The organism is Gordonia gummivorans (assembly GCF_022513585.1).
Classification (GTDB): domain Bacteria; phylum Actinomycetota; class Actinomycetes; order Mycobacteriales; family Mycobacteriaceae; genus Gordonia.
Genome location: NZ_JAKWBF010000029.1, coordinates 20063 through 43358, shown reverse-complemented (window position 1 = coordinate 43358; position 23296 = coordinate 20063). Strand labels below are relative to the sequence as shown.

The following is a 23296-nucleotide window of genomic DNA, read 5'->3' as shown; positions in this document are numbered from 1 at the left end:
GGGGTGCAGGCAGCGGACTCGCAGGCATCTCGATCGAGCACATCACATCACCGGCCCCTTCCGTGCCGGCTACTCGCTGCGGGTGTCAGCCATTGACAAGCACGGGAACCCGCGGGTCCTTCAGATCGCTGAAGGCAGGAACCTCGGCGGGATCATGACCCTCAGTCAGGATACGGTTGTGCCCATCGACAAACACCACGTTCGGCGAGTATTCGCGGATCTCGGCTTCGTTCAGCATGCCGTAGGCGATGATGATCACCAGGTCGCCCGGGTGCACCAGATGTGCCGCCGCACCGTTGATGCCGATCACACCGGTTCCACGAGCACCCTTGATGGCGTAGGTGACCAGCCGCGCCCCGTTGTCGATGTCGACAATCGTGACCTGCTCGCCCTCCAGCACTCCCGCGGCGTCGAGAAGGTCCTCGTCAATGGTGACCGACCCGACGTAGTGCAGATCTGCCTGGGTAACAGTCGCTCGATGAATCTTCGAGGTCATCATGGTACGCAGCATGGGGGTTCCTGTCCGTCAAGGGGTGCGATCTCCTCACCGTTCATCGTCCACGATCCCAGTGTTCGTTACAACTCTGTTCGAGGGCACCGAACCGGCACGCTGGGAGGATGCCACACAAGTTCATTTGTTTGTAGGAGTGCCCGCGACCTGCGCGGTTTGCTGCGATGCTACTCGATTCGTCAGCGACCGGCGGCGGCCTTGCGGTAACCGTGCAATGCAGGATAAAAGCCGGCCACCACGAGCACACCGGTCCAGATCAGCACTTTGGTGAGATCGCCGGCCACGGGCCCACCGGCCGCCAGCGCCCGCATCGCCTCGATCGCCGGAGTCATCGGCTGGTTGGCGACGATGGGCTGCAACCAGCCCGGATAGGCTTCCACCGGCGAGAATCCGGAATTGAAGAACATCATCAACGTCGTTCCGAGTCCCAGGTACTGGACCAACGGGGCACCTGGACTCGCGTTCACCGCGCACGCCAGGGTCACCATCGCGAAGGCCGCGCCGTAGGCGAGCGCGATCGCCACCAGGCCGATGGCCGGTCCGATTCCCTGGGTGAAACGGAAACCGATGAGGTGCCCCGCCGCCAGGATCAACACCGTCGTGACCAGGATGCGAGCGAGTTCGCCGCAGATCCGGGAGGAGAAATCGGCCGACCGGTTCACCGGAAGCACCCACAGCCTGCTCAACAGTCCGGTTCTGCGTTCCATGTTCAGCCTGGTGGCCGCCACGACCGACCCCGACATCGCGCTGACCAGGACGACCAGCGGGACCGTACCGAAGGCACTGTCCTGTCCGGTCGCACCTCCGACGATGTCCCCGAGCACCACCTTGAACATCAGCATCGTGAGCGCGGGGAACACGAGAACCTGTACCAGCGTCGGAACGTCGCGTGAGGCCACCAGCAACTGACGCCCGGTGAGTACCAGCGTCTGGTTTCGCCACGCCTTCGGTGCACCCTCGGACAGCCGATCAGGCTCGGGAAAGCGCAGGGCGGCGGACAGCTCCGCGGTCATCGTGCAGTCCTCCGTTGATATGTGCCGAACAACAACACCGCCACGGCCAGCAAACCCAGGCACCAGTACACGGTCGGGGCGAAGGTCTGCCAGGTCAACGTCCCCGACTGCGCCCTGTTCATCACCGAGACGATCTGCGAAATCGGCTGGTTCTTCACGAAGCCCTGAATCCACTCCGGGAACGCAGCGAGCGGCATGAAGCCGGTTGAGAGCATGCCCAGGATCAGCGTGGGAAAGGCGATGAGTTGGCTGGTGGCCTCGGGCGTTTTCGCGACCAGCCCGATCCCGTCGGCGCACAGCGCGAGCAGCAGGCCGAACGCGACCACCACCGAGACCGCCACAAGGGTGCCGGACCAGCCCGTTCCGCCATCCTCTGCGGACAGCGGCCGCCAGCCGATCATCCAGCACACCGACAGACCACAGATCACGGCTACCAGAAGTAAGGCGACGTTTGTCGTGGTGCGCGCCAGCACCGGCACGAGCTCAGCCATGGGTAACACCCGAAATCGCGCATGGACCCCCTCCAGCCCGTCCATCGCAGACCTCATCGCCGCCGCGCTCGCCACGAAGGACATCGATTGCAGCATGATGATCGGCATCAGGAACTGGGCATAGTTGTAACCGAGTTCGGCCACCAGACTTCGCAGCGGGAGATAAAAGCATGCCGCCAGCATCAAGGGCGACACGAGCGCGAACAGGACCTCGCCGTTTCGTACGACCTTGGTGAGTCCGCGGTTTGTGAGAACCCACCACTGTTGCAGGGCGCTGATGCGGACGATCGCCTGCGGCAGCGCGAGGCCCCCTGACGAAACCGCCGCCGTCATCGTCTGTTCCCGCCCGTCAGCGACATGAACACCTCGTCGAGCGACGGGCGGCGCAGGCTGATGTCCGCGAGCGGGATCTCAGCCGCTTTCGCAGCGGCGATGACCTGCGCCAGCGTCTCCACGCCGTTCGGCGCGGGTACCGAGATACGGTCGTTGACCTCGGTCACCTGCAGGCCCACCACGTCGGCGAGCTCGGCGCGTAGCCTCGGCAGCGACGCCGGTTGAACAGGTGTGATCTCGCAGAAGGCGCTGCCGATTTGGGCCTTGAGCTCGTCGGAGGTCCCTTCGGCGATCACTCGGCCGTGGTCGATCACGACCACGTTGTCCGACAGTCTGTCCGCCTCTTCCAGGTACTGGGTGGTGAGCAGCACCGTGGTGCCGGAGTCTCGTAACCGTTCGACGAGCGTCCACACGTCCTGTCGACTCCGCGGGTCCAGGCCCGTCGTCGGTTCGTCCAGGAACACCACCTCGGGCTCCGTCACCAGACCGCAGGCCACGTCTATACGCCGACGCATACCGCCTGAATACTTGCCCACCTTGCGGTTGGCGGCTTCCTCGAGTCCGAAGGTCTCGAGCAGGACATCTGCTCTGGCCTTCGCCGCCTTCTTCCGCAAGCCGAGCAGGCGACCGAACATGATCAGGTTCTCACGTCCGGTCAGCCCTTCGTCGAGCGCCGCGAACTGACCGGTCAGCATGACAGATCGACGGACCCCGGCAGCATCCTTCACCACGTCGTGGCCGGCCACCACGGCGGTGCCGTCGTCCGGCTTCAGCAACGTGCACAGCATGTTGACCGTCGTCGTCTTGCCTGCGCCGTTCGGGCCGAGCAGCGCGACGATGCTGCCCCTGGGGACCCGAAAGCTGACTCCATCCACGGCGACGAAGTCTTTGAAACTCTTCCGAAGGCCGACTGCTTCGATGGCGATCTCGGTGCTCTCGCCGACCTCGACCGCCGGTACCGGCTCGAGCGACGATGAGGAGACGTCACCCGCCTGCGACTGCGCCATGGGCTCTGCTGACATACCGACCATCATCTCCGGCCGTTTCGCAGGGGGTTCCTGCAGCCCGGTCACATCCCAACCGACACGCCCACCGTAGGGAATCGGTGGCCCCGCGCCATCGTCGAGAGGTTCTTCGATGGTCGACTCCCCGGTCGGCGTCCATCCAATGCCCGGGATGACCCAGGCGCTGGGATGCCGCCGGCCAGCGCGGTCGTGCTGTCGGTGTGGCTCGAGCCCGTCGTCGGGCTTTCGGTGCCGCGTGCGCCGAGGCTGCGGACGCGCCGGCATGTTCTTGCGGGCGCCGAATCCCTTGGGCCGGTCGTCGCTGGGAGTCAGTGAATCGCGATCCGCCAGCGGAACGCCGTTCACCTTGCCTGCGGATACCTCGGGGCCTGCCGACGCCCCAGGGTCTGCGGATACCTGAGGGTAGGCAGGTACTTCAAGGTCTGCAGATACCTGAGGGTAGGCAGATACTTCATGGTCTGCGGATGCCACGGGGTCTGCGGGCGCCCTGGGCTCACCGAGGGCATCGAGCTCCGCGCGCCACGCTCGCAGCTGCCGGAGTGTCGGATCCTCGTCGGGAATCCAGCTCATAGCGCCCTGAGCCGGCTCGGCTGAAGGACGCGATTCACGCCACTGCTCCGTCCTCCCCGTCGACGGCTGCAGGCCGTCGTAGGAGGAGCGATCATCGGAGTCCGCCATGAGGTCCTAGTCGTTGGTTTGCGTCGGGTGTTGCCCGCCCGGTCGTCGACTGCTCAGCTATCCGGGGCGAGTAACCTCACTCAGCCTATAGGTGGCCCGGTGCGATCTGTTTCAGGGCACCTGATAAGAGACCGATCGGCTGACGATTGTTCGCCGGTGTGATCACCGGGCTCCATAGCCAGACACAACCGGGACCGCGCACTCCGATCGGCCCGTTGCGACCGGTCCTGCTGCCGGCCCCGTCGGTCCGGGTCGCCAGCCGTCAGCCGGTCCCCGGCGCCGTGCTCGCAGCGAGAACATCGCCGGCCTTGAACTCGGAACGGTCGTACTCGTAGCGATCGTGCCGATCCGGGGTCTCGACGCTGATGGAAGCGATCGTGGGCCGTCCCGGAGGCTGGATGCGGACCGTCACCCGTCCGTGATCGGTCTCGTCGAGAGTCCGGATCACGCGTGCCACGAGTTGCTCGCGGACTGCCCACCCGTCGCCGTTGAACTCGGTGAGTCCACCGTCGTCGAGCAGGACCACCTCGACGCCCCGCTGACGGGCTCGCCACGCAGCAACGCGCACGTCGGGTAGATCTAGTCCCGAGGCCCGGATGCCGTCGCGCAACTGAGCCTCGAGAAGTCGCGCTGTCGCCACCTCGTCCTCGCTGAATTCGTGCCGCTCGGCGATTCGGGTGAGGATCGGCCGAGCCCGCTCGTCTAGGGCTGCGAGCCGGTGGGCGCGGACCTCCGTGGCGGCCGCGGCTGCGGCATCGAGCGCCGCCTGTCGCTCGTTGGCCTCACGCAATGCGTAGATGTTGCGAGCCATCGGTCGCAGCATCACCGAGAACAGCGACCCCATGATCATGATCGCGTAGCCGGGCAGGGTGATCGACAGACCCCACATCGCATCGAGTGTGGCCACGTGAGCCCAGACCGCCGCGATCACCGAGATGCATCCGCTCGCGACCCACGCCGCGAGAGGCCGCCCGCGAACCGCCAGGAGGGCGAGGATGACCACAGACGCCCCCGTCACCGGTCCGGTCTGTAAGGCCAGCTCCGGCGGGGACGGCAGCGAGAACAGCGTCACCGCCAGGGCGGCGACCCCGAGCACGGCCACCACCGCGGTCGAGCGCCGCGGAAACGGGTCCCCGGGGGCGGTGAGGATCACCAGGGCGGCCACGACGATGAGGGCATACCCGCTCAGAAGCCCCGCCCACTCCAGCGGACCGGCCAGGCCCGCGTTGGTGTGGACCGTGACCGCGAGGTAAGCGACCGCGAAGAAACCCATCGTCAGCCACAGCGGACGCGAGCCTATCCCGAAGGCGCTGACCACCGGACCCCGTCCGAGGTCGCGATCATTCATGCGCGTTTCCAAGCGATCTGGACGGTGGTGCCCCGTCCGACCCGGCTCGTCATCCGAGCACTCCCACCGGGGAGTTGCGCCATGCGCTCGCGAATACTCACCGCGATCCCGATTCGCCCCGGCGCGACCGCGTCCGGATCGAATCCCGCACCGTCGTCGACGACCGCCATGCTCAGCGCATTCGCGGTGAGCTGGACGATGACGGCGGACTCCGCATCAGCCCCGGCATGGCGGACCACGTTGCGCAGCGCTTCCGACATCGCTTCCACGACCGCATCGACGACCTGCGCCGGGAATCCCGCCTCGGGCCCATCGCTGCGGGCGGCGCTCGTCCCGATCTCATCCGGGTCGAGATCGGCACGACCGAGGATCTCGACGTCGGTCCGTTCGGAGATCTCCCCAGCCGCCGAACGGATACGCCGGATCACTTCGTCACGCGACATGTCGAGGTGATCGGCCGCGGGATCCGGGACCCGGGCCAGTTCCTCCAGTGCCGACGCCGCCTGCCCGGCGAGGTGTGCATCGGGACGTCCGGGGCCCACCGCGAGCAACGACGCGATGACCCGGTCATGGACGATGGCATCGAATCGCACTTTCTCCATCTGGCGGGATGCTGCGGCCGCCACGCCCGCCGCTTTCCGGTAGGTCTCTTCACGGGTTTCGTCGAGCATGCGTCCGGTGCGAGTCGCGACCAGCGCGATGGCCAGGAACACCGAGATGAACGCCACCGTCCACAGGATCTCGAACGGCAGATCGTTGTTCAGTTCACCGAACCTGCCCAGTTGCTGTGAGACACTGGCCGCCGTCGACGCCACGATCATCGCGGCCACACCGAGCAGAGGATGCACCAGCATCAGGACCATGCTCGGCATACCACAGAACGCGATCATCCACTGTGCTGAGTCGCTCGCTGTGGAGATCGTCGTCCCGTCCCAGGCCGGAAACCACAACGCGACCCCGAGAAGATAGCCGGCCGAGGTTGCCGTCGCGAGGGGACTCAACCATCCCGTTCCGGGACGAAAGCTCGCCGCGACCAACAGGATTCCGGGCCCGACCGACAGCAGGACACTCAGCGGAGGCCACCATGGCGCGGTCAACGACGCCGAGGAGATGATCGCCGACACCGAGACGACCGGGTATCCGATGAACCCCAGCCCGAGAAATCGTGCACCGATTCGTCGGACACGGTCGAGATCAGGTTCGGCCGAATCGGATTCGAACATACGGCGACGGACCGCCGAACGCCGGACCGGCGCGTCGGTCACGATGAGATCTGTCGGCGACGGATCTGCCGACGACCCAGTGGATGAGGTCATTGCGCCCACCCTCGCATCGACGATGGAGGCGGTCAATCCTCCGATGAGACCAAACCCGCAGTTCAGACGCGGAGTAGCGCGACGCCGGCCTCACGACACGTCGAACGGCCCACTCCCCCTTGGGGAACGGGCCGTTCGATCAATCTCGTTGAGAGAAAGCCTTACTTGGCCTTCTCCAGCACCTCGACGAGACGCCAGTGCTTGGTCGCCGACAGCGGGCGGGTCTCCATGATCCGCACGCGGTCACCGACGCCGGCATCGCCGTTCTCGTCGTGGGCCTTGACCTTGGACGTGGTCCGGATGATCTTGCCGTACAGCGCGTGGCGCGTACGATCTTCCAGCTCGACCACGATGGTCTTCTGCATCTTGTCACTGACGACGTAACCGATCCGCTCCTTGCGGCTGTTACGCACCTCAGTCTGGGTTTCGGTCACCTTCTGGTCCTCACTCATGCGTCATCACCATCCGGTCCCGACGCCAGGCCCAGCTCACGCTCACGCATCACGGTGTAGATGCGCGCGATCTCGCGACGCACGGTCCGCAGACGACGGTTGTTGTCGAGCTGGCCGGTGGCCATCTGGAACCGAAGGTTGAACAGTTCTTCCTTCGACTCTTTCAAGCGGTCGACCAGATCGGCGTCGTTGAGCTCACGCAGCTCGTTCGCAGCAACTCCGAGTGCCATCAGAACTGCTCCTCTCTGGTCACGATCCGGGTCTTGATGGGCAGCTTGTGTTGCGCGCGGCGCAGGGCCTCGCGAGCGGTGTGCTCATCGGGGTAGGTCATCTCGAACAGCACGCGACCCGGCTTGACCGGGGCGACCCACCATTCGGGCGAACCCTTACCCGAACCCATGCGGGTTTCGGCCGGCTTCTTGGTCAGCGGACGGTCCGGGAAGATGTTGATCCACACCTTGCCGCCACGCTTGATGTGCCGGTTGATGGCGATACGAGCGGACTCGATCTGCCGGTTGGTGATGTAGGCACTCTCCAGAGCCTGGATGCCGAAATCACCGAACGTCACCTTGGTGCCGCCCTTGGCCTGACCCTTCAGGCTCGGGTGATGCTGCTTGCGGTGCTTGACCCGCCGTGGGATCAGCATGAATCAGCCCTCCTGCTTCTCGGTGCCCGCACCAGCAGTGGCCTCAGCAGGAGCTTCCGCCGCACGTCCGGCGTCGGTGCTCGTGGCAGTGGTGCCCGAGGCACCGCTGCGGCGAGGCCGGCTGGGCCGGCGCGGACGACGGTCCTCGGCTGCCGGAGCGGCCGCGGCCAGCTCACGACGTCCACCGACGATGTCGCCCTTGTAGATCCACACCTTCACGCCGATGCGGCCGAAGGTGGTCTTGGCTTCGTAGAGTCCGTAGTCGATGTCGGCGCGCAGCGTGTGCAGCGGCACCCGGCCTTCGCGGTAGAACTCACTGCGGCTCATCTCTGCGCCACCCAGGCGACCCGAGCACTGGACCCGGATGCCCTTCACGTTCGGCTGACGCATCGCCGACTGGATCGCCTTGCGCATCGCGCGGCGGAATGCCACACGGTTGCTCAGCTGCTCCGCGACGCCCTGGGCCACCAGCTGGGCCTCGGACTCTGCGTTCTTCACCTCGAGGATGTTCAGCTGCACCTGCTTGCCGGTCAGCTTCTCCAGGTCGCCACGGATCCGGTCGGCCTCGGCGCCACGGCGACCGATGACGATGCCCGGGCGGGCGGTGTGGATGTCGACGCGAACCCGGTCACGGGTGCGCTCGATCTCCACCTTGGCGATGCCGGCGCGCTCGAGCCCCTGCGAGAGGAGCTTGCGGATGGCGACATCCTCTTTCACGTACTCCGCGTACTGCTTGTCGGCATACCAGCGCGACTTCCAGTCGGTGGTGATGCCCAGACGGAAGCCGTGCGGGTTGATTTTCTGGCCCACTACTAGGCTCCCTTCTTCTTCGGCTGACGCGACCGGGCGCGGCCTGCGGTTGCCTTCTCCGGCAAGGACTCCACGACCACGGTGATGTGGCTGGTGCGCTTGCGGATGCGGAACGCGCGACCCTGCGCACGCGGCTGGAACCTCTTGAGGGTCGGGCCCTCATCGGCGTACGCGGTGGCGACGACCAGGGTCCGGCGATCCAGACCCTCGTTGTTCTCCGCGTTGGCAACGGCGCTCGCGAGCACCTTGTAGACGGGCTCCGACGCGGACTGCGGGGCGAACCGCAGGATATCCAGTGCCTCGTCGACGTTCTTGCCGCGAACCAGGTCCAGCACACGGCGGGCCTTCATCGGCGTCACGCGAACAAACTTCGCGGTGGCTTTCGCCGTCGGATTATCGGTCTGCGTAGTCATCAGCGGCGCTTCGCTTTCCGGTCATCCTTGATGTGACCCTTGAAGGTGCGGGTGGGGGCGAACTCGCCCAGCTTGTGCCCGACCATGTTGTCCGAGATGAACACCGGGACATGCTTGCGACCGTCGTGGACGGCGAAGGTGTGACCGATGAAATCGGGGATGATGGTCGAACGGCGCGACCAGGTCTTGATGACCTGCTTGGTGCCCTTTTCGTTCTGTGCGTCGACCTTGGCAAGCAGGTGGTCGTCGACGAACGGGCCCTTCTTGAGGCTGCGTGGCATTCTCTAACTCCCTCCTGTGCTTATCGCTTGTTCTTGCCGGTACGACGGCGACGGACGATGAGCTTGTCGCTCGACTTGTTCTTGCGGGTGCGGCCTTCCGGCTGTCCCCACGGGCTCACCGGGTGGCGACCACCCGAGGTCTTGCCCTCGCCGCCACCGTGCGGGTGGTCGACCGGGTTCATCACGACACCGCGGACGGTCGGGCGCTTGCCCTTCCAGCGCATGCGGCCGGCCTTGCCCCAGTTGATGTTGCTCTGCTCGGCGTTGCCGACCTCGCCGACGGTGGCGCGGCAGCGCACGTCGACGCGACGGATCTCGCCGGACGGCATACGCAGGGTCGCGTAGGTGCCTTCCTTGCCGAGCAGCTGGATCGAGGCACCCGCGCTGCGGGCCATCTTCGCCCCGCCACCCGGACGCAGCTCAACAGCGTGCACCTGGGTACCGGTCGGGATGTTGCGCAGCGGCAGGTTGTTGCCGGGCTTGATGTCGGCGGTCGGGCCGCTCTCCACCACGTCGCCCTGCGACAGGCCACGCGGCGCGATGATGTAGCGCTTCTCGCCGTCCAAGTAGTGCAGCAGCGCGATGCGCGCGGTGCGGTTGGGGTCGTACTCGATGTGTGCGACCTTGGCGTTGACGCCGTCCTTGTCGTTACGACGGAAGTCGATCAGACGGTAGGCGCGCTTGTGACCGCCACCCTTGTGCCGGGTGGTGATGCGACCGTGGGCGTTGCGACCACCGCGACCGTGCAGCGGACGAACCAGCGACTTCTCCGGATGGTCACGGGTGACCTCGGCGAAGTCGGCGCCACTGGCACCACGACGACCGGGGGTCGTCGGCTTGTACTTACGAATAGCCATGAGTTCTCAGTCCTTCTCTCGAGGTCCCGGTCAGCTGACCGAGCCTCCGAAGATCTCGATGGGCTTGCTGTCTTCGGTGAGCGTCACGAAAGCGCGCTTGGTGGACTTGCGCTGGCCGTAGCCAGAGCGGGTCCGCTTGCGCTTGCCCTGCCGGTTCGCGGTGTTGACGCTGGCAACCTCGACGCCGAAGATCTGCTCGATGGCGATCTTGATCTGCGTCTTGTTGGAGTCCGGGTGCACCACGAAGGTGTACACCTGATCTTCCATGAGTCCGTAGGACTTCTCGGAGATCACCGGCGCCAGAACGATGTCACGGGGGTCAGCCTGGGTAGCCATGCTCACGCCTCCTTCTCAGTCGCGGTGTTGGCGGCGATGAACGCGTTGAGCGTCTCCACGCTGAACACCACTTCGTCCGAGTCGAGGACGTCGTAGGTGTTGAGCTGATCCGGCGCGATCGGCAGCACGTTGCCCAGGTTGGCCACGCTCTTCCACGCCGTCAGGTCCTCACGGCCGAGCACGACCAGGAACTTGCGGCGATCCGACAGGCTCTCCAGGAACAGACGTGCCGTCTTGGTCGACGGGACCTGCCCGGAGACCAGTTCGGTGATCACGTGGATGCGCTCGTTGCGGGCGCGATCGCTCAGCGCGCCGCGCAGGGCGGCCGCCTTCATCTTCTTGGGGGTGCGCTGGCTGTAGTCACGCGGCTGCGGGCCGTGGACGGTGCCACCACCGGCGAACTGAGGTGCGCGGGTCGAACCCTGGCGGGCGCGGCCGGTGCCCTTCTGCCGGTACGGCTTGGCTCCACCGCCGCGGACCTCGCCGCGGGTCTTGGTGGCGTGCGTGCCCTGGCGCGCGGCGGCCTGCTGGGCCACCACGACCTGATGCATCAGCGCGATGTTGGCCGTGACGTCGAACAGCTCGGCGGGCAGGTCAACGGTTCCGTTGGTCTTGCCGTCGGCAGTTTTGACGTCCAGCGTCAGCTTGGTTGCGGTACTCATTTACCGGCTCCCTTCACTGCGTCGCGAACCACCACGACGCCGCCCTTGCGACCCGGGATGGCTCCCTTGATCAGCAGCAGGCCGGCCTCGGCGTCCACCTTGTGGACGGTGAGGTTCTGCGTGGTCACCTTGTCGTTACCCATGCGTCCGGCCATCCGCATGCCCTTGAACACGCGTCCCGGGGTGGCGCAGCCACCGATGGAACCCGGTGCGCGGTGCACGCGGTGCGCGCCGTGGCTGGCGCCCAGACCGGAGAAGCCGTGACGCTTCATGGGGCCGGCGAAACCCTTGCCCTTGGAGGTGCCGGTCACGTCGACCAGCGAACCCTCGGCGAAGACCTCGGCGGTCAGTTCCTGACCGACCTCGAACTCGCTGACATCGTTGACGCGGATCTCGGCCAGATGGCGGCGTGGCGTGACACCGGCCTTGGCGTACTGACCGGTGACCGGCTTGGTCACCTTGCGCGGATCGATCGCACCGTAGGCCAGCTGCACGGCGGTGTAGCCGTCGCGGTCGGCGGTACGGAGCTGGGTGATCACGTTCGGGCCGGCCTGGATGACAGTCACCGGAACGACGCGGTTGTTCTCGTCGAAGACCTGGGTCATGCCGAGCTTGGTGCCCAGAATGCCCTTGGTCGCACTTTGATTACTCATGATTCTTCTCGCCCCCCGCCTACTGGATGTTGACGTCGACGCTGGCCGGCAGGTCGATGCGCATCAGCGCGTCGACCGTCTTCGGCGTCGGGTCGAGGATGTCGATGAGTCGCTTGTGGGTGCGCATCTCGAAATGTTCGCGGCTGTCCTTGTACTTGTGCGGCGAACGGATGACGCAGTACACGTTCTTCTCGGTGGGCAACGGCACCGGGCCGACGACGCGTGCACCCGTACGGGTCACGGTCTCCACGATCTTGCGCGCCGAAGCGTCGATCGCCTCGTGGTCGTAGGCCTTGAGCCTGATGCGGATCTTCTGTCCCGCCACGCTGTGTCCTCTTCCGTCAGTTGTTCTCGACAGACAAACACCGCGTGACCAGGGACGGCCTCTCGCCGGCTGAGCACATGACCACCGTGTGAGATTCGGCAATCGACGCTGTTCATCTGTCGTTGTACGTTTGGCTCGTAGCTGGTACGAGCCGTTTCGCTCCGGCACCCGCGGTCGGGCGTGTCGTGACCATGAACCGGATTCGGCGCATGCGTTACACGCCCAGTCCCCGTTTCCCGGGCCTGGGAGTCATTCACCTCACTGGCGCACCGAAATGCTTCAGTCCGCAGAAAATCCTGCGTCCGCCGGTGAAGGCAACCCGACAAGTATGCACCAGGTCGGGGTCGGTATTCAAATCCGTGGTCGGGACCGCCCCACCTGCGGAAATCTGTACGCCACAGCCCCGCCAACTGCACAGTGCACCTGGCTCGCCTCCCAGGTACAGACATCCGACGCCGGACCGATCCATCGATCACCCGGCAGGCCCGTACCGAACCCAATACGCTCTGATCAGGGAACCGAGACGTGGCTCGCCAGCCCCGAGCCGACCGGAAGGCCTGGCATGAGCACGCTCATCGGACCGCACTCCGACGCTGACGCACCCATTCCCGAACCGCGCACGACCAGCGCATTGCCGACCTCGCGCCCGCCCCGACCGAGCAACGTGACGCTGAAGGTCACGATGGCGCTCACCGGTACGGTGTTCGCCCTGTTCGTGCTGGTCCACATGATCGGGAATCTCAAGGTCTACACCGGCGCCGACCATTTCGACGCCTACGCCCACTGGTTGCGCACCCTGCTCGAACCGCTGCTCCCCTACGAGGGCGCCCTGTGGATCTTCCGGTTGGTGCTGCTCGCCTGCCTGGTCGCACACATCGGGGCGTCATTCATGCTGATCGGCCGGTCGCATAAGGCCAAGGGCCGGTTTCGACGCAAGGGCATGAGCTGGAAACGACTGCCCGCGACGCTGATGCCCTACACGGGGCTGGTGCTGTTCGCGTTCATCGTCTTCCACATCCTCGACCTGACGACCGGCACCAAACCGGCAGCGAGCGACGACTTCATCTCGACCACCGAGCAGCAGTCGTACGCCTATCACAACCTGGTGGAAAGCCTTCAGCGCTGGCCGGTTGCGCTCTTCTACATCGTCGCGATGGCGCTGCTCGGCCTGCACCTCGTCCACGGTCTCTGGAGCGTCGTCAACGATCTGGGCGCCACCGGCAAACGGGTCCGGCAGGTCGGGGCCGCGATCGCCCTGCTCCTCGCCGCAGCGGTCTCGATCGGCAACATCACCATCCCGCTCGCGGTGCTCACCGGGGTGGTGAGCTGATGACGATCGACCTGGGCACGCTGCGCACCGTCGGATCGGACCTGTCCTCCGGCGTGCCCGACTGCGACCCCGCCGACGCCTGGCAACGTCGCCGCGACGAATACAAACTCGTCGGCCCGCTCAACCGGCACAAGTTCCGGATCATCGTCGTCGGCACCGGACTGGCCGGCGCCGGTTGCGCGGCCGCGCTGGGGGAGCTCGGCTACAACGTCTCGTCCTTCACCTTCCACGACGCCCCGCGCCGCGCGCACAGCGTCGCCGCGCAGGGCGGCATCAACGCTGCGCGGGCTCGCAAGGTCGACAACGACTCGATCCACCGCTTCGTCGTCGACACCGTGAAGGGCGGCGACTTCCGCTCCCGCGAGGCCGACGCGTTCCGGCTCGCCGAGGAATCGATCCGCGTGATCGATCATCTCAACGCGATCGGCGCCCCGTTCGCCCGCGAGTACGGGGGCAGCCTGGCCACTCGGAGTTTCGGCGGCGTGCAGGTGTCGCGCACTTACTACACGCGTGGGCAGACTGGTCAGCAGTTGCAAGTTGCCGCGTCGCAGGCCCTGCTCCGCCAGGTCGCGGCCGGCACGGTCACGCTGCACACCCGCCAGGAGATGCTCGACCTCATCGTCGCCGACGGCCGCGCTCAGGGCATCATCACCCGCGACCTGGTGACCGGAGAGATCAGCGCGCAGACCGCCCACGCGGTGGTGCTGGCCACCGGCGGCTACGGCACCGTGTACTTCCAGTCGACGCTGGCGCGCAACTGCAACGCGACCGCGTCGTGGCGCGCACATCGCCGCGGGGCGCTGCTCGCGTCGCCGTCGTTCATCCAGTTCCATCCGACCGCCCTGCCGGTGAGTGCCGAATGGCAGTCGAAGACCACGCTGATGAGCGAGTCGCTGCGCAACGACGGACGGATCTGGGTGCCGCGCAAGCAGCACGACGATCGCCCGCCGAACGACATCCCCGACGCCGAACGCGACTACTACCTCGAACGCAAATACCCGACCTTCGGCAACCTCACCCCGCGCGACGTGGCCTCCCGGGCGGCCCGCGAGCAGATCGAATCCGGCCACGGGGTCGGCCCGCTGCGCAACAGCGTCTACCTGGATTTCCGGGATGCGCTCGCCCGACTCGGCAAATCGACCATCGCCGAGCGGTACGGCAATCTCTTCTCGATGTATCACGACGCCACCGGTGAGAATCCGTACGAGGTGCCGATGCGGATCGCCCCTGCGGCGCATTTCACCATGGGCGGACTGTGGTCGGACTTCGACCAGATGACCTCTGTACCAGGCCTTTTCGTGGGCGGCGAGGTCGGCTGGGGCTACCACGGCGCCAACCGTCTCGGTGCCAACTCGCTCCTGTCGGCCTGCGTCGACGGCTGGTTCACGCTCCCCTACTCGATCCCGAATTACCTTGCGCCGCTGTTGAACACCCCACCACTGGCACAGGACGACGACGCTGTGCAAGCTGCTGCCGCGTCGGTCGCCGCCCGCGTCGATGCGCTCACCTCGATCGGCGGCACCGAGGGCCCCGACCGTTTCCACCGCCGCCTCGGCGCCATCTTGTACCGCGGGTGCGGGGTGTCGCGCAGCGTCGAGTCGCTGAGCACGGCGATCGACGAGATCCGTTCCCTGCGTGACGAATTCTGGTCGAACCTGCGCGTCACGGGCGGTGGCCGGGAGTTCAATCAGGAACTCGAGCGCGCCGGCCGGGTCGCCGACTTCCTCGAACTCGCCGAACTGATGTGCGTCGACGCCCTCGACCGCGACGAGTCGTGTGGCGCGCACTTCCGCACCGACCATCAGACGGCCGACGGTGAGGCGATGCGCGACGACGAGAACTGGTGTTTCGTGTCGGCCTGGGAGACCACCGACGACGGCGCGCAGATCCGCCACGACGAACCACTCTCCTTCCCCGCCGTCGGCCTGCAGACCCGGAACTACCAGTGAGGTGGCACCGATGAAACTGACGATCAAAACCTGGCGACAAGAGAACGCCGATGCCGCAGGGCATTTCGAGACCTACACCCTCGACGACGCCACTCCCGAGATGTCCTTGCTCGACGTCCTCGACCGACTCAACGACCACCTGGTGGCCCGTGGCGAGGAACCCGTCGCCTTCGATTCGGACTGTCGCGAAGGCGTGTGCGGATCGTGCGGGATGATGGTCAACGACCGGCCGCACGGCCCCACCCCCAACACGCCGTCGTGCCGTCAGCATCTGCGACACTTCGGCGCCATCACCGAGCTCAAACTGGAACCGCTGCGCGCCAAGTCCTTTCCGGTGGTGCGCGACCTCGTCGTCGACCGTTCCGCGCTCGACCGCGTCATCGAAGCAGGTGGACATGTCGCGGTGAATGCCGGCCAGGCCACCGATGCAGACGCCCAACTCGTGCCGCACGACACCAGCGAAGCGGCCCTCGACTATGCCGCGTGCATCGGCTGCGGCGCCTGCGTGGCGGCCTGTCCCAACGGTGCGGCGCACCTGTTCGCCGGCGCGAAACTCCTGCACCTGGCCGCGCTGACGCAGAGCAAGCAGGAACGCGGCCGTCGGGCCAAGGCGATCACCGGGCAGATGGAACACGACTTCGGGCCGTGCTCGACCTACGGTGAATGCGCGACGGTGTGCCCGGCCGGGATTCCGCTCGACGCCATCGCCGGCGTCAACCGGGAGGCGATGCGATTCGGCTTCCGCCGCAAGCCGAATTGATCACCGGCCGTACAGCGTGACTTGCTCAAGCCGAAGAGCGTGGCCTCGCCACAGAAACCGCACCTGCCGTCAGAAACCTCAGGTGTGGCCGGAAACCGCTGGTGCGCGTCGGGTTTCTGGCCAGACACGCGGTTTCTGACATCGCGACACGCCGACCGATCCTTGGCCGGTCGGCGAAGCGGCCGCCATCACAGCCACCACAGAGACCTCACCTGCGGTCAAAGACCGGCAGCCCGAAGGTCTCTGATCAGAAATGAGGTCCCTGTCGCAGTGGCGGTTCGGAACAGATTGCTGCCACAGATGACACCGATGAGCGTCGATACGCAGATATACGCATCTGCGGGCTCAGTGGTGTCATCTGGGACAACCGGTCCGGACCCGAACCGGCCCCGTGGGTCGCTGTTGCCCACCGCGTTCCGCCGAACGTGGTAGCGCCGTTGACCAGGTGCGCAAGCGCCGCCGTCGGCCGTCGGCCAGATCGGGCCACTGAAAGTAGGGGAAGTAACTCGTCCCCGAGGCTTGGTGTCTTCCCCGCCAATTTTCCAGGGGACGACTCCGAACCTCGCGGAAGAAACTTCTTCCCCTACTTTTGGTGGGATGGCCACGGACGGCCCCTCCGTCGGCGTTGCCGACGATCATAGAGGCGGGAAGTGTGCGGCCGTCCGAAACGGTCTCCGTCAGAGGCCACCGAGGGCAGATTTCCCTCGGAGGCACCTCAGGACGACCGCTTCGGACACCATGTCGATAGGCCCGGCGATCTGGCCCCGGCAGAAGCACCGTCGATCCGACGACGACCGCAGAAAGCAGAGGATTGCCGACCTGGCAGCCCGAAGTCACCGCTACCGAGGCCTATTGCGACGGCCACTGATTCTGGCCGGGGTACTGGTTGTACCCGCCGGGCTGGTTCCCGTATCCGCCGTAGCCCTGACCTCCGGTCGGGTAACCGGTCTGGGGCATTCCGCCGTTCTGGTATCCGCCGGCCGCGTATCCACCTGGCTGATATCCGCCCTGTTGCGGCCAGCCACCATACGCGGTCGGCTTCGGCTTCTGCGGCAGCAACAGCATCACCAAGGCGGCGACGGCCACGAAGAACGCGATCAGTGCAGCGAAGAAGACGATCCACAGTCCGTAGCCGGCGCCCCAGTCGTCGGTGTTCCCCTCGACGTCACTGTCGGCCACCGCCGACACCGGGTCGGCGAAGAAGACCGACGCCATCACCATCAGCGCGAAGCCGATCAGCACGGCGGCCACCACACCCCACTGGGTGATCTTCGGGAAGAAGAACACCACAGCCGACGCGATGAGCAGGATGCCGAAGATCAGAGTCCACACGCCGGGAGTCGAGGTCTCCTTCTCGATCTCCTTTTCCTGGTCCTTGACCCTGTCGTTGTCCGTGTCCACGCCATCCGCGTCGACATCCAGCGACACCGAACCCAGTCCGGTGATGCTGGCACTGGTGGAGACGCTGTAACTCCCCGCGCTGCTCTCGTCGCTCGCGGTCGCCCACGACAGGCAGCTGAAGATCACCAGCAGGACACCGAGAAACGCGAGAACTCCACCGAAAATGGTGTACAGCTGCTTGTTCGCCGGCCCGGCGAGGAAACGTTCGACGATCACCGGACGGGGCGCACGCGGCTGCGGCGGATAGCCACCGCCCATCGGCTGACCGGGGAAGCCGGCGCCGGGCTGCTGCCCGGGGTAGCCCTGCTGGCCCGGGTACCCGCCAGGCTGCCCGTACGGCTGACCTGGAACCGGACCGCCGGCTGGATTGTTCCAGCCACCCGTCGGTGGTTGGTAAGTCATCAGTTCCCCTTTGTGTGGCTGCGGCCACTCGACAACGATTCATCGCGCAGCATAGCGAATCGCCAGATTGCCGTATCCCACCCGAATGCCCCGGGCTGGGTCACGGTGGCGACCACGAACTCTCTCAGATAGGAGAACCGCACCCGCGGCCCACGGCAACTGACTCGCCGGTAAGGTAGGGACACATGGCCAACTCCGACGACGGCAGCCGGACCGCAAACGTCAGTGGCACGTACGCCCTGCGACGTCGTCTACCGGCAAACATCGTGGGCAACGCCCTGTTCTCGCTGGGAATGGTGGCCCGGGTGCCCTACTTCGGCACCGTGCTGCCATTGGTGCAGGAGATGGAACCCGGCTACTGCAAGGTGACCGCGCCGAACTGGTTCGGCGTCCACAACCACATCGGCACCTTTCACGCCATCGCGGCGTGCAACCTGGCCGAAGCCGCGATGGGGATGCTGATGGAGGCCACCACCCCGACCACGCACCGCTGGATCCCCAAGGCGATGCAGACCAGCTACCTGGCCAAAGCCGGCACCCGACTCACCGCCGAGGCCCGACTCGCCGAACCGATCGACTTCACCGCAATCACCGAGGGCACCGACGTCACCATCTCGGTGCAGGTCCTCGACACCCACGGCACCGAGGTGGTCCACTGCGACATCACCACCTGGGTGACCCCGGCCTGACGGGTCCGACGACGCGCCCGATCCCCTCGGCCTGCCACCACCCCGCCGACCTCTTAGGGTGGAGTGAACCCGGCTCCGAGAAGAAAGGCTGACCATATGTGCGGCATCTGCGGAGAAATCCGGTTCGACGGCACCAGCGCCGACGTGAGCGCCGTGGACACGATGACCTGTGAGATGACCCGACGCGGACCCGACGCGAACGGTCTCTATGCCAAAGGTTCGGTCGCGCTGGGCCATCGACGGCTCAAGATCATCGACCTGTCCGAACGCGGCAGCCAGCCCATGGTCGACCCCGACCTCGGACTCGCCCTCGTGTTCAACGGGTGCATCTACAACCACCGCGAGCTCCGCGCCGAACTCGAGGGCAAGGGCTACCGATTCTTCTCCCACGCCGACAGCGAGGTCATCCTCAAGGCCTTCCATGCCTGGGGCAAGAACTGCGTCGACCACCTGCTCGGCATGTTCGCGTTCGCCGTCGTGGAGACCGATTCCGGAACCGTCACCCTCGCCCGCGACCGCCTCGGCATCAAACCGCTCTACCTCGCCGAGCGCCCCGGCCGCCTCCGGTTCGCGTCGTCGCCGCAGGCCCTGTTGCGCGCCGGGGAAGTCGACACCACCATCGACCGCGTCGCACTCCATCACTACTTCAGCTTCCACGCCGTGGTCCCGGCGCCGCACACCATCTACAACGGTATCCGCAAGCTCCCCCCGGCCACCGTCCGGACCATCACCCCAGACGGTCGTAGTACCGAATTCCGCTACTGGACACCGGCTTTCGAGCCACACCCGGATCGGGCCGAGTGGGACGAGAAGCGGTGGCAGCACGAACTGATCGACTCGCTGCGCACCTCGGTGAAACGCCGTATGGTCGCCGACGTCCCGGTCGGCGTCCTGCTCTCCGGCGGCGTCGACTCCTCCCTCGTCGTCGCCCTGCTCGCCGAACAGGGACAAACCGACTTGGCGACCTTCAGCATCGGATTCGATTCCGCCGGAGGCGAAGCCGGCGACGAGTACGCCTACTCCGACGTCATCGCCGACACCTTCGCGACCGACCATCACAAGATCCACATCGGCACCGAACGGCTGCTGCCCGCGGTGCCCGACGCCATCGCCGCCATGGGCGAACCGATGGTCAGTCACGACTGCGTCGCCTTCTATCTTCTGTCGCAAGAGGTCAGCAAATCGATCAAGGTGGTGCAGTCCGGTCAGGGCGCCGACGAGATCCTCGGCGGATACAGCTGGTATCCGCCGCTCGCGGACACCGCGCGCAGCGAGACCACCAAGGCGTACGCGAACGTCTTCTTCGACCGTTCTCACGCCGAGATCGGCGCACTCCTCAACGAGCCGTACCACGTCGGGGATAACGATTACGACCCGAGTTGGGAATTCGTGGCGGCCCACCAGGCCGCCCCCGGCGCCGATTCGGCGGTCGACGCAGCGCTGCGCATCGACACCACCATCATGCTCGTCGACGACCCGGTGAAGCGCGTCGACACCATGACGATGGCGTGGGGCCTGGAAGCACGTGTGCCCTTCCTCGACCACGAGTTCGTCGAGTTGGCCGCGACCTGCCCGCCCGCCCTCAAACTCGCCCACGGCGGCAAGGGCGTTCTCAAAGAGGCCAGTCGCGCGCTGCTGCCGTCGGCGGTGATCGACCGCACTAAGGGCTATTTCCCGGTTCCCGGCATCCGTCACCTCGAGGGCGGGATCTTCGACCTCGTCGCCGACACCCTCAACTCACAGGCCGCCCGCGATCGGGGACTCTACCGGCAGACCGCGCTCGATCGGCTCTTCGCCGATCCCAACGGGTTCCGAACGCCGTTGGGCGGCAACGAACTCTGGCAGGTGGCACTCCTGGAGATGTGGCTGCAGACCATGGAGTCCGGTACCGCATGAGCCTGGCCACCGACTCCGACGACTCCGCCCTGTCGCCGGTACGTTTCGACGAACGCAGTTGGCACACCTATGCGCCGTCGGTATCGCCGGACGGCAGCGCGTTCGCCTACATCGTCGACGACGGCACAGGCTATCCACGGGCCGCACAGCGATCACTGTCGCGGGGCGGCGTCGGCGAATTGCGGTGGGTCCGCATCCCGGCGAGCGGCCCGGTCCGAAAGCTCGTGCACTCCACCGACGGTCGCTGGCTGGCCGTCGAGATCGCCCCCGGTGGCGGCGAGCACCACCAGGTGTGGGTCGTCACCACCAACCCCGACGACGACATCGCACACCGCGTCGGCGCCGTGCGCACCGACGGCGATCCCGGCCGGCCCACCCGCGTGGCCTCCGGGCGTTCATTCGGCACCGTCACCCTCGTCGGCTGGGACACCGACTGGGTTCTGCTCACCGCAACAGAACTCGACGGCACCGCGCATGCCCTCCGCGTCCACCCCGGGACGGGCACCGTGATGACCCTCGACGTCCGCGTCGGCGGCGCGCTGATCGACTCGTGGAAGGGCGCAACGCTTCTGCGCGTCGGCCCGCGTGGCTATCGCGACATGCTGTTGATCCGGCGTCCTCTCGAGGAGCCCGACGCCGAGGCGACGATCATGACGCCACTGCTGCCCAACGATCCGGGTTCGGTCACCGACGACGGCTACATCCTCGACCAGGGTTACGATCACCCGTCGCTCGTCTTCGTCGGACCGCCCCAGGATTCCGAACGCGACCTCGATTCCGTTCAGGCACTGGTGCTCAGCGATTTCGACGCCAAGTTCCCGCGCCTGCTCGGCGTCGAGGTGGGTGCCGACGGCAAACGGTTCCGGGTCCTCGCCGAGCGGCCCGACGCCGGTCTCGACGAATTCGCCGTGTCGCACAACCAGTCGACGGTGGCATTGCTGTGGAATGTGCGCGGGCGCAGCGAGTTACAGATTCTGACCCTGCCCGACCAGACCCTGCACACGCCGATCCCGCTGCCCGGCGAGGTCGGTGCCAACCTGTCCATCAGTGCGGCCGGAACCCTGGTGGCACTGACGGTGTCGAGCCCACAGCATTCGGCGCTGGTGCATCTGGTGAACACCTCGACCGGCGAGGTGACAGCCGTGCGCGACGATGTGGTGATCAGCGGCGGTCCGTCGACAGCGCTGCGAGGCGAACGCGTCGAGTTCTCCGCGCGAGACGGAATGCCGTTGTCGGGCTGGCTCTATCGAGCACACCTCGAGGATGGATCACCGCCGCCGTGCCTGATCTACTTCCACGGCGGTCCCGAAGCGGAGACCCGGCCCGACTACCAGTTTCTGTTCGGCCCTCTCGTCGACGCCGGGATCAGCGTGTTCGCACCCAACGTGCGCGGCTCAGGGGGCTCGGGCCGTCTGTTCTCGCACGCGGACGATCGGTACGGGCGCTACGCCGGCATCGACGACGCCGCAGACTGCGCTCAGTTCTTGTGCGACAACAAGATCGCCGACCCGGAGTCGGTGTACTGCGGAGGCCGCTCCTACGGCGGCTACCTCACGCTGGCCTGCCTCACCTTTCACCCCGGGGTCTTCGCCGCCGGGATCGCCATCTGCGGCATGAGTGACCTCGAGTCGTTCTTCCGCAACACCGAGCCGTGGATCGCCGTTGCCGCCTACACCAAGTACGGCCACCCGGAATCCGACCGCGAGTTGCTGGCCGATCTGTCTCCGATCCATCGGATCGCCGAGGTGCGCGCTCCGCTCCTCGTCGTCCACGGCGCTCACGACACCAACGTGCCGGTCAGCGAGTCCCAGCAGATCGTGAACGAACTGCGTGCCCTCGGCGCCACCGCGAAGATGCTCATGTTCGACGACGAGGGCCACGAGATCGTCAAGCGGCACAACCAACAACGTATGACCCAGGCGATCGCGGACTGGATTCACGGTCACCCGACCCGCTCGCAAGCGCACACCGCGCTGCCCGTGCGGTGGAGCGGCTGATCCGATGAGTCGCCGAAACCCGAATCGCCTGGTGGCTCAGCTCGTCGAAACCCGTTCCGGCAGTTCGCGAACCGATGTTCTCGAAGAGCTACGCCGGCTGATCTTGTCCGGTGCGGCCGCACCCGGAACCCAGATCCCGCCCGGCGAGGTCGCCGACGCCCTGTCGGTCAGTCCGATACCGGTGCGCGAGGCGCTCAAGACCCTCGTCGGCGAGGGACTGGTGGTTCACCAACCCAACGCCGGATATCGCGTGAGTCAGTTGTCGGTGCACGAGTTGCGCGAGATCTATTTCGTGCGTGGCGTTCTCGAGCAGGCAGCACTCGCGCGTTCGGTCGGCAACATCACCGACGCCGATCTCGACGCCGCCCGCAGGCATCACGCCGATCTCCTCACCGCGGTTCGCTTCAGCGACGGCAAGTCCTTCCACGACATCTCGCGCGAGTTCCATCGCTGCCTCGCGATCCCGTGCGGCATGCCGCGCCTGCTCAACATGTTCGAGGCCACCTGGAATCTGACCGAACCGTTCCAGGTCATGCGCTCGGTCACCGTCGAGACCCAGAATCTCCTCAACGACGACCACGCCGCACTGCTCGACGCCTTCGCGGAGCGCGACACCGCGAACGTGCTCGAGGTCGCGCGCATCCACCATGCGCGGTTGGAAGGCGCGATCATCGAAACCGCCGAGCGACTCGGCGTCCGCCCCGACTGAACTGCGAGCCGAA

The 23296-nt window shown here is 66.2% G+C and carries 25 protein-coding genes; 7 read left to right on the top strand and 18 right to left on the bottom strand.

What is annotated here, in order from left to right; genetic code table 11:
* Window positions 1-85: 85 nt before the first annotated feature.
* From panD to rpsJ, 17 genes are all read right to left on the bottom strand, one after another.
* Window positions 86-511, bottom strand: coding sequence for an aspartate 1-decarboxylase (gene panD / locus MKW15_RS19040; RefSeq protein WP_240860881.1), 426 nt, complete (start codon window positions 509-511; stop codon window positions 86-88).
* Window positions 512-690: 179 nt separating this feature from the next.
* The gene (locus MKW15_RS19035; protein ID WP_240860879.1) at window positions 691-1524 is read right to left on the bottom strand and encodes an ABC transporter permease; all 834 of its coding nucleotides are present in this window, start codon (window positions 1522-1524) and stop codon (window positions 691-693) included.
* Window positions 1521-2348, bottom strand: coding sequence for an ABC transporter permease (locus MKW15_RS19030; protein ID WP_240860878.1), 828 nt, complete (start codon window positions 2346-2348; stop codon window positions 1521-1523). The genes MKW15_RS19035 and MKW15_RS19030 overlap by 4 nt, the downstream gene beginning before the upstream one ends.
* Window positions 2345-3718, bottom strand: coding sequence for an ATP-binding cassette domain-containing protein (locus MKW15_RS19025; RefSeq protein ID WP_240860877.1), 1374 nt, complete (start codon window positions 3716-3718; stop codon window positions 2345-2347). The genes MKW15_RS19030 and MKW15_RS19025 overlap by 4 nt, the downstream gene beginning before the upstream one ends.
* A gap of 595 nt (window positions 3719-4313) precedes the next feature.
* Complete coding sequence (locus tag MKW15_RS19020) at window positions 4314-5399, bottom strand: hypothetical protein (protein WP_240860876.1); 1086 nt, start codon at window positions 5397-5399, stop codon at window positions 4314-4316.
* Window positions 5396-6715 carry a sensor histidine kinase gene (locus MKW15_RS19015; RefSeq protein WP_374247458.1) on the bottom strand — a complete coding sequence of 440 codons (1320 nt, stop codon included), beginning with the start codon at window positions 6713-6715 and terminating at the stop codon, window positions 5396-5398. Before MKW15_RS19015 ends, MKW15_RS19020 begins: the two co-directional genes overlap by 4 nt.
* A 161-nt stretch (window positions 6716-6876) precedes the next feature.
* Window positions 6877-7167 (bottom strand): 30S ribosomal protein S17, encoded by a 291-nt coding sequence (rpsQ, locus tag MKW15_RS19010; RefSeq protein ID WP_240860875.1) that lies wholly within the window; start codon window positions 7165-7167, stop codon window positions 6877-6879.
* Complete coding sequence (gene rpmC / locus MKW15_RS19005) at window positions 7164-7397, bottom strand: 50S ribosomal protein L29 (protein WP_004020547.1); 234 nt, start codon at window positions 7395-7397, stop codon at window positions 7164-7166. Before rpmC ends, rpsQ begins: the two co-directional genes overlap by 4 nt.
* Window positions 7397-7813 carry a 50S ribosomal protein L16 gene (gene rplP / locus MKW15_RS19000; RefSeq protein ID WP_240860874.1) on the bottom strand — a complete coding sequence of 139 codons (417 nt, stop codon included), beginning with the start codon at window positions 7811-7813 and terminating at the stop codon, window positions 7397-7399. The genes rpmC and rplP overlap by 1 nt, the downstream gene beginning before the upstream one ends.
* Before the next feature lie 3 nt (window positions 7814-7816).
* Window positions 7817-8623: a 30S ribosomal protein S3 gene (gene rpsC / locus MKW15_RS18995; RefSeq protein ID WP_240860872.1), complete on the bottom strand. Its 807-nt coding sequence runs from the start codon at window positions 8621-8623 to the stop codon at window positions 7817-7819.
* A gap of 2 nt (window positions 8624-8625) precedes the next feature.
* Window positions 8626-9036: a 50S ribosomal protein L22 gene (gene rplV / locus MKW15_RS18990; protein ID WP_240860870.1), complete on the bottom strand. Its 411-nt coding sequence runs from the start codon at window positions 9034-9036 to the stop codon at window positions 8626-8628.
* Window positions 9036-9317 carry a 30S ribosomal protein S19 gene (gene rpsS / locus MKW15_RS18985; protein WP_005193585.1) on the bottom strand — a complete coding sequence of 94 codons (282 nt, stop codon included), beginning with the start codon at window positions 9315-9317 and terminating at the stop codon, window positions 9036-9038. The genes rplV and rpsS overlap by 1 nt, the downstream gene beginning before the upstream one ends.
* Before the next feature lie 20 nt (window positions 9318-9337).
* Window positions 9338-10174, bottom strand: coding sequence for a 50S ribosomal protein L2 (rplB, locus tag MKW15_RS18980; RefSeq protein WP_240860867.1), 837 nt, complete (start codon window positions 10172-10174; stop codon window positions 9338-9340).
* 30 nt (window positions 10175-10204) lie between these two features.
* A complete protein-coding gene (gene rplW / locus MKW15_RS18975) occupies window positions 10205-10510 on the bottom strand; it encodes a 50S ribosomal protein L23 (protein WP_240860864.1) in 306 nt (101 codons plus the stop codon).
* Window positions 10511-10512: 2 nt separating this feature from the next.
* The gene (gene rplD, locus MKW15_RS18970) at window positions 10513-11172 is read right to left on the bottom strand and encodes a 50S ribosomal protein L4 (protein ID WP_240860863.1); all 660 of its coding nucleotides are present in this window, start codon (window positions 11170-11172) and stop codon (window positions 10513-10515) included.
* Window positions 11169-11825 carry a 50S ribosomal protein L3 gene (gene rplC, locus MKW15_RS18965; protein WP_240860860.1) on the bottom strand — a complete coding sequence of 219 codons (657 nt, stop codon included), beginning with the start codon at window positions 11823-11825 and terminating at the stop codon, window positions 11169-11171. Before rplC ends, rplD begins: the two co-directional genes overlap by 4 nt.
* Window positions 11826-11844: 19 nt before the next feature.
* Window positions 11845-12150: a 30S ribosomal protein S10 gene (gene rpsJ, locus MKW15_RS18960; RefSeq protein WP_003938093.1), complete on the bottom strand. Its 306-nt coding sequence runs from the start codon at window positions 12148-12150 to the stop codon at window positions 11845-11847.
* Window positions 12151-12712: 562 nt separating this feature from the next.
* Here rpsJ and MKW15_RS18955 point away from each other — a divergent pair.
* Genes MKW15_RS18955 through MKW15_RS18945 form a run of 3 tightly spaced genes read left to right on the top strand, consistent with a single transcriptional unit; the run spans window position 12713 to window position 16189 of the window.
* Window positions 12713-13480: a succinate dehydrogenase cytochrome b subunit gene (locus tag MKW15_RS18955; RefSeq protein ID WP_240860858.1), complete on the top strand. Its 768-nt coding sequence runs from the start codon at window positions 12713-12715 to the stop codon at window positions 13478-13480.
* The gene (locus MKW15_RS18950; protein WP_240860856.1) at window positions 13480-15429 is read left to right on the top strand and encodes a fumarate reductase/succinate dehydrogenase flavoprotein subunit; all 1950 of its coding nucleotides are present in this window, start codon (window positions 13480-13482) and stop codon (window positions 15427-15429) included. Before MKW15_RS18955 ends, MKW15_RS18950 begins: the two co-directional genes overlap by 1 nt.
* A gap of 10 nt (window positions 15430-15439) precedes the next feature.
* Window positions 15440-16189, top strand: coding sequence for a succinate dehydrogenase/fumarate reductase iron-sulfur subunit (locus MKW15_RS18945; RefSeq protein ID WP_240860854.1), 750 nt, complete (start codon window positions 15440-15442; stop codon window positions 16187-16189).
* An 849-nt stretch (window positions 16190-17038) separates the two neighbouring features.
* On the opposite strand, the gene MKW15_RS18940 is transcribed toward MKW15_RS18945, so the two are convergent.
* Window positions 17039-17992: a hypothetical protein gene (locus MKW15_RS18940; protein ID WP_240860853.1), complete on the bottom strand. Its 954-nt coding sequence runs from the start codon at window positions 17990-17992 to the stop codon at window positions 17039-17041.
* Window positions 17993-18177: 185 nt separating this feature from the next.
* On the opposite strand from MKW15_RS18940, the gene MKW15_RS18935 reads away from it, so the two are divergent.
* The 4 genes from MKW15_RS18935 to MKW15_RS18920 all read left to right on the top strand — a co-directional run bounded on the left by MKW15_RS18935 (window position 18178) and on the right by MKW15_RS18920 (window position 23283).
* Window positions 18178-18681, top strand: a complete 504-nt coding sequence (locus MKW15_RS18935) for a hotdog fold domain-containing protein (protein ID WP_240860852.1) — start codon at window positions 18178-18180, stop codon at window positions 18679-18681.
* A 96-nt stretch (window positions 18682-18777) separates the two neighbouring features.
* Window positions 18778-20577: an N-acetylglutaminylglutamine amidotransferase gene (locus MKW15_RS18930; RefSeq protein WP_240860851.1), complete on the top strand. Its 1800-nt coding sequence runs from the start codon at window positions 18778-18780 to the stop codon at window positions 20575-20577.
* Window positions 20574-22574 (top strand): alpha/beta hydrolase family protein, encoded by a 2001-nt coding sequence (locus tag MKW15_RS18925; RefSeq protein ID WP_240860849.1) that lies wholly within the window; start codon window positions 20574-20576, stop codon window positions 22572-22574. Before MKW15_RS18930 ends, MKW15_RS18925 begins: the two co-directional genes overlap by 4 nt.
* 4 nt (window positions 22575-22578) lie before the next feature.
* Complete coding sequence (locus tag MKW15_RS18920; protein ID WP_240860848.1) at window positions 22579-23283, top strand: GntR family transcriptional regulator; 705 nt, start codon at window positions 22579-22581, stop codon at window positions 23281-23283.
* The last annotated feature ends 13 nt before the right edge of the window (window positions 23284-23296 follow it).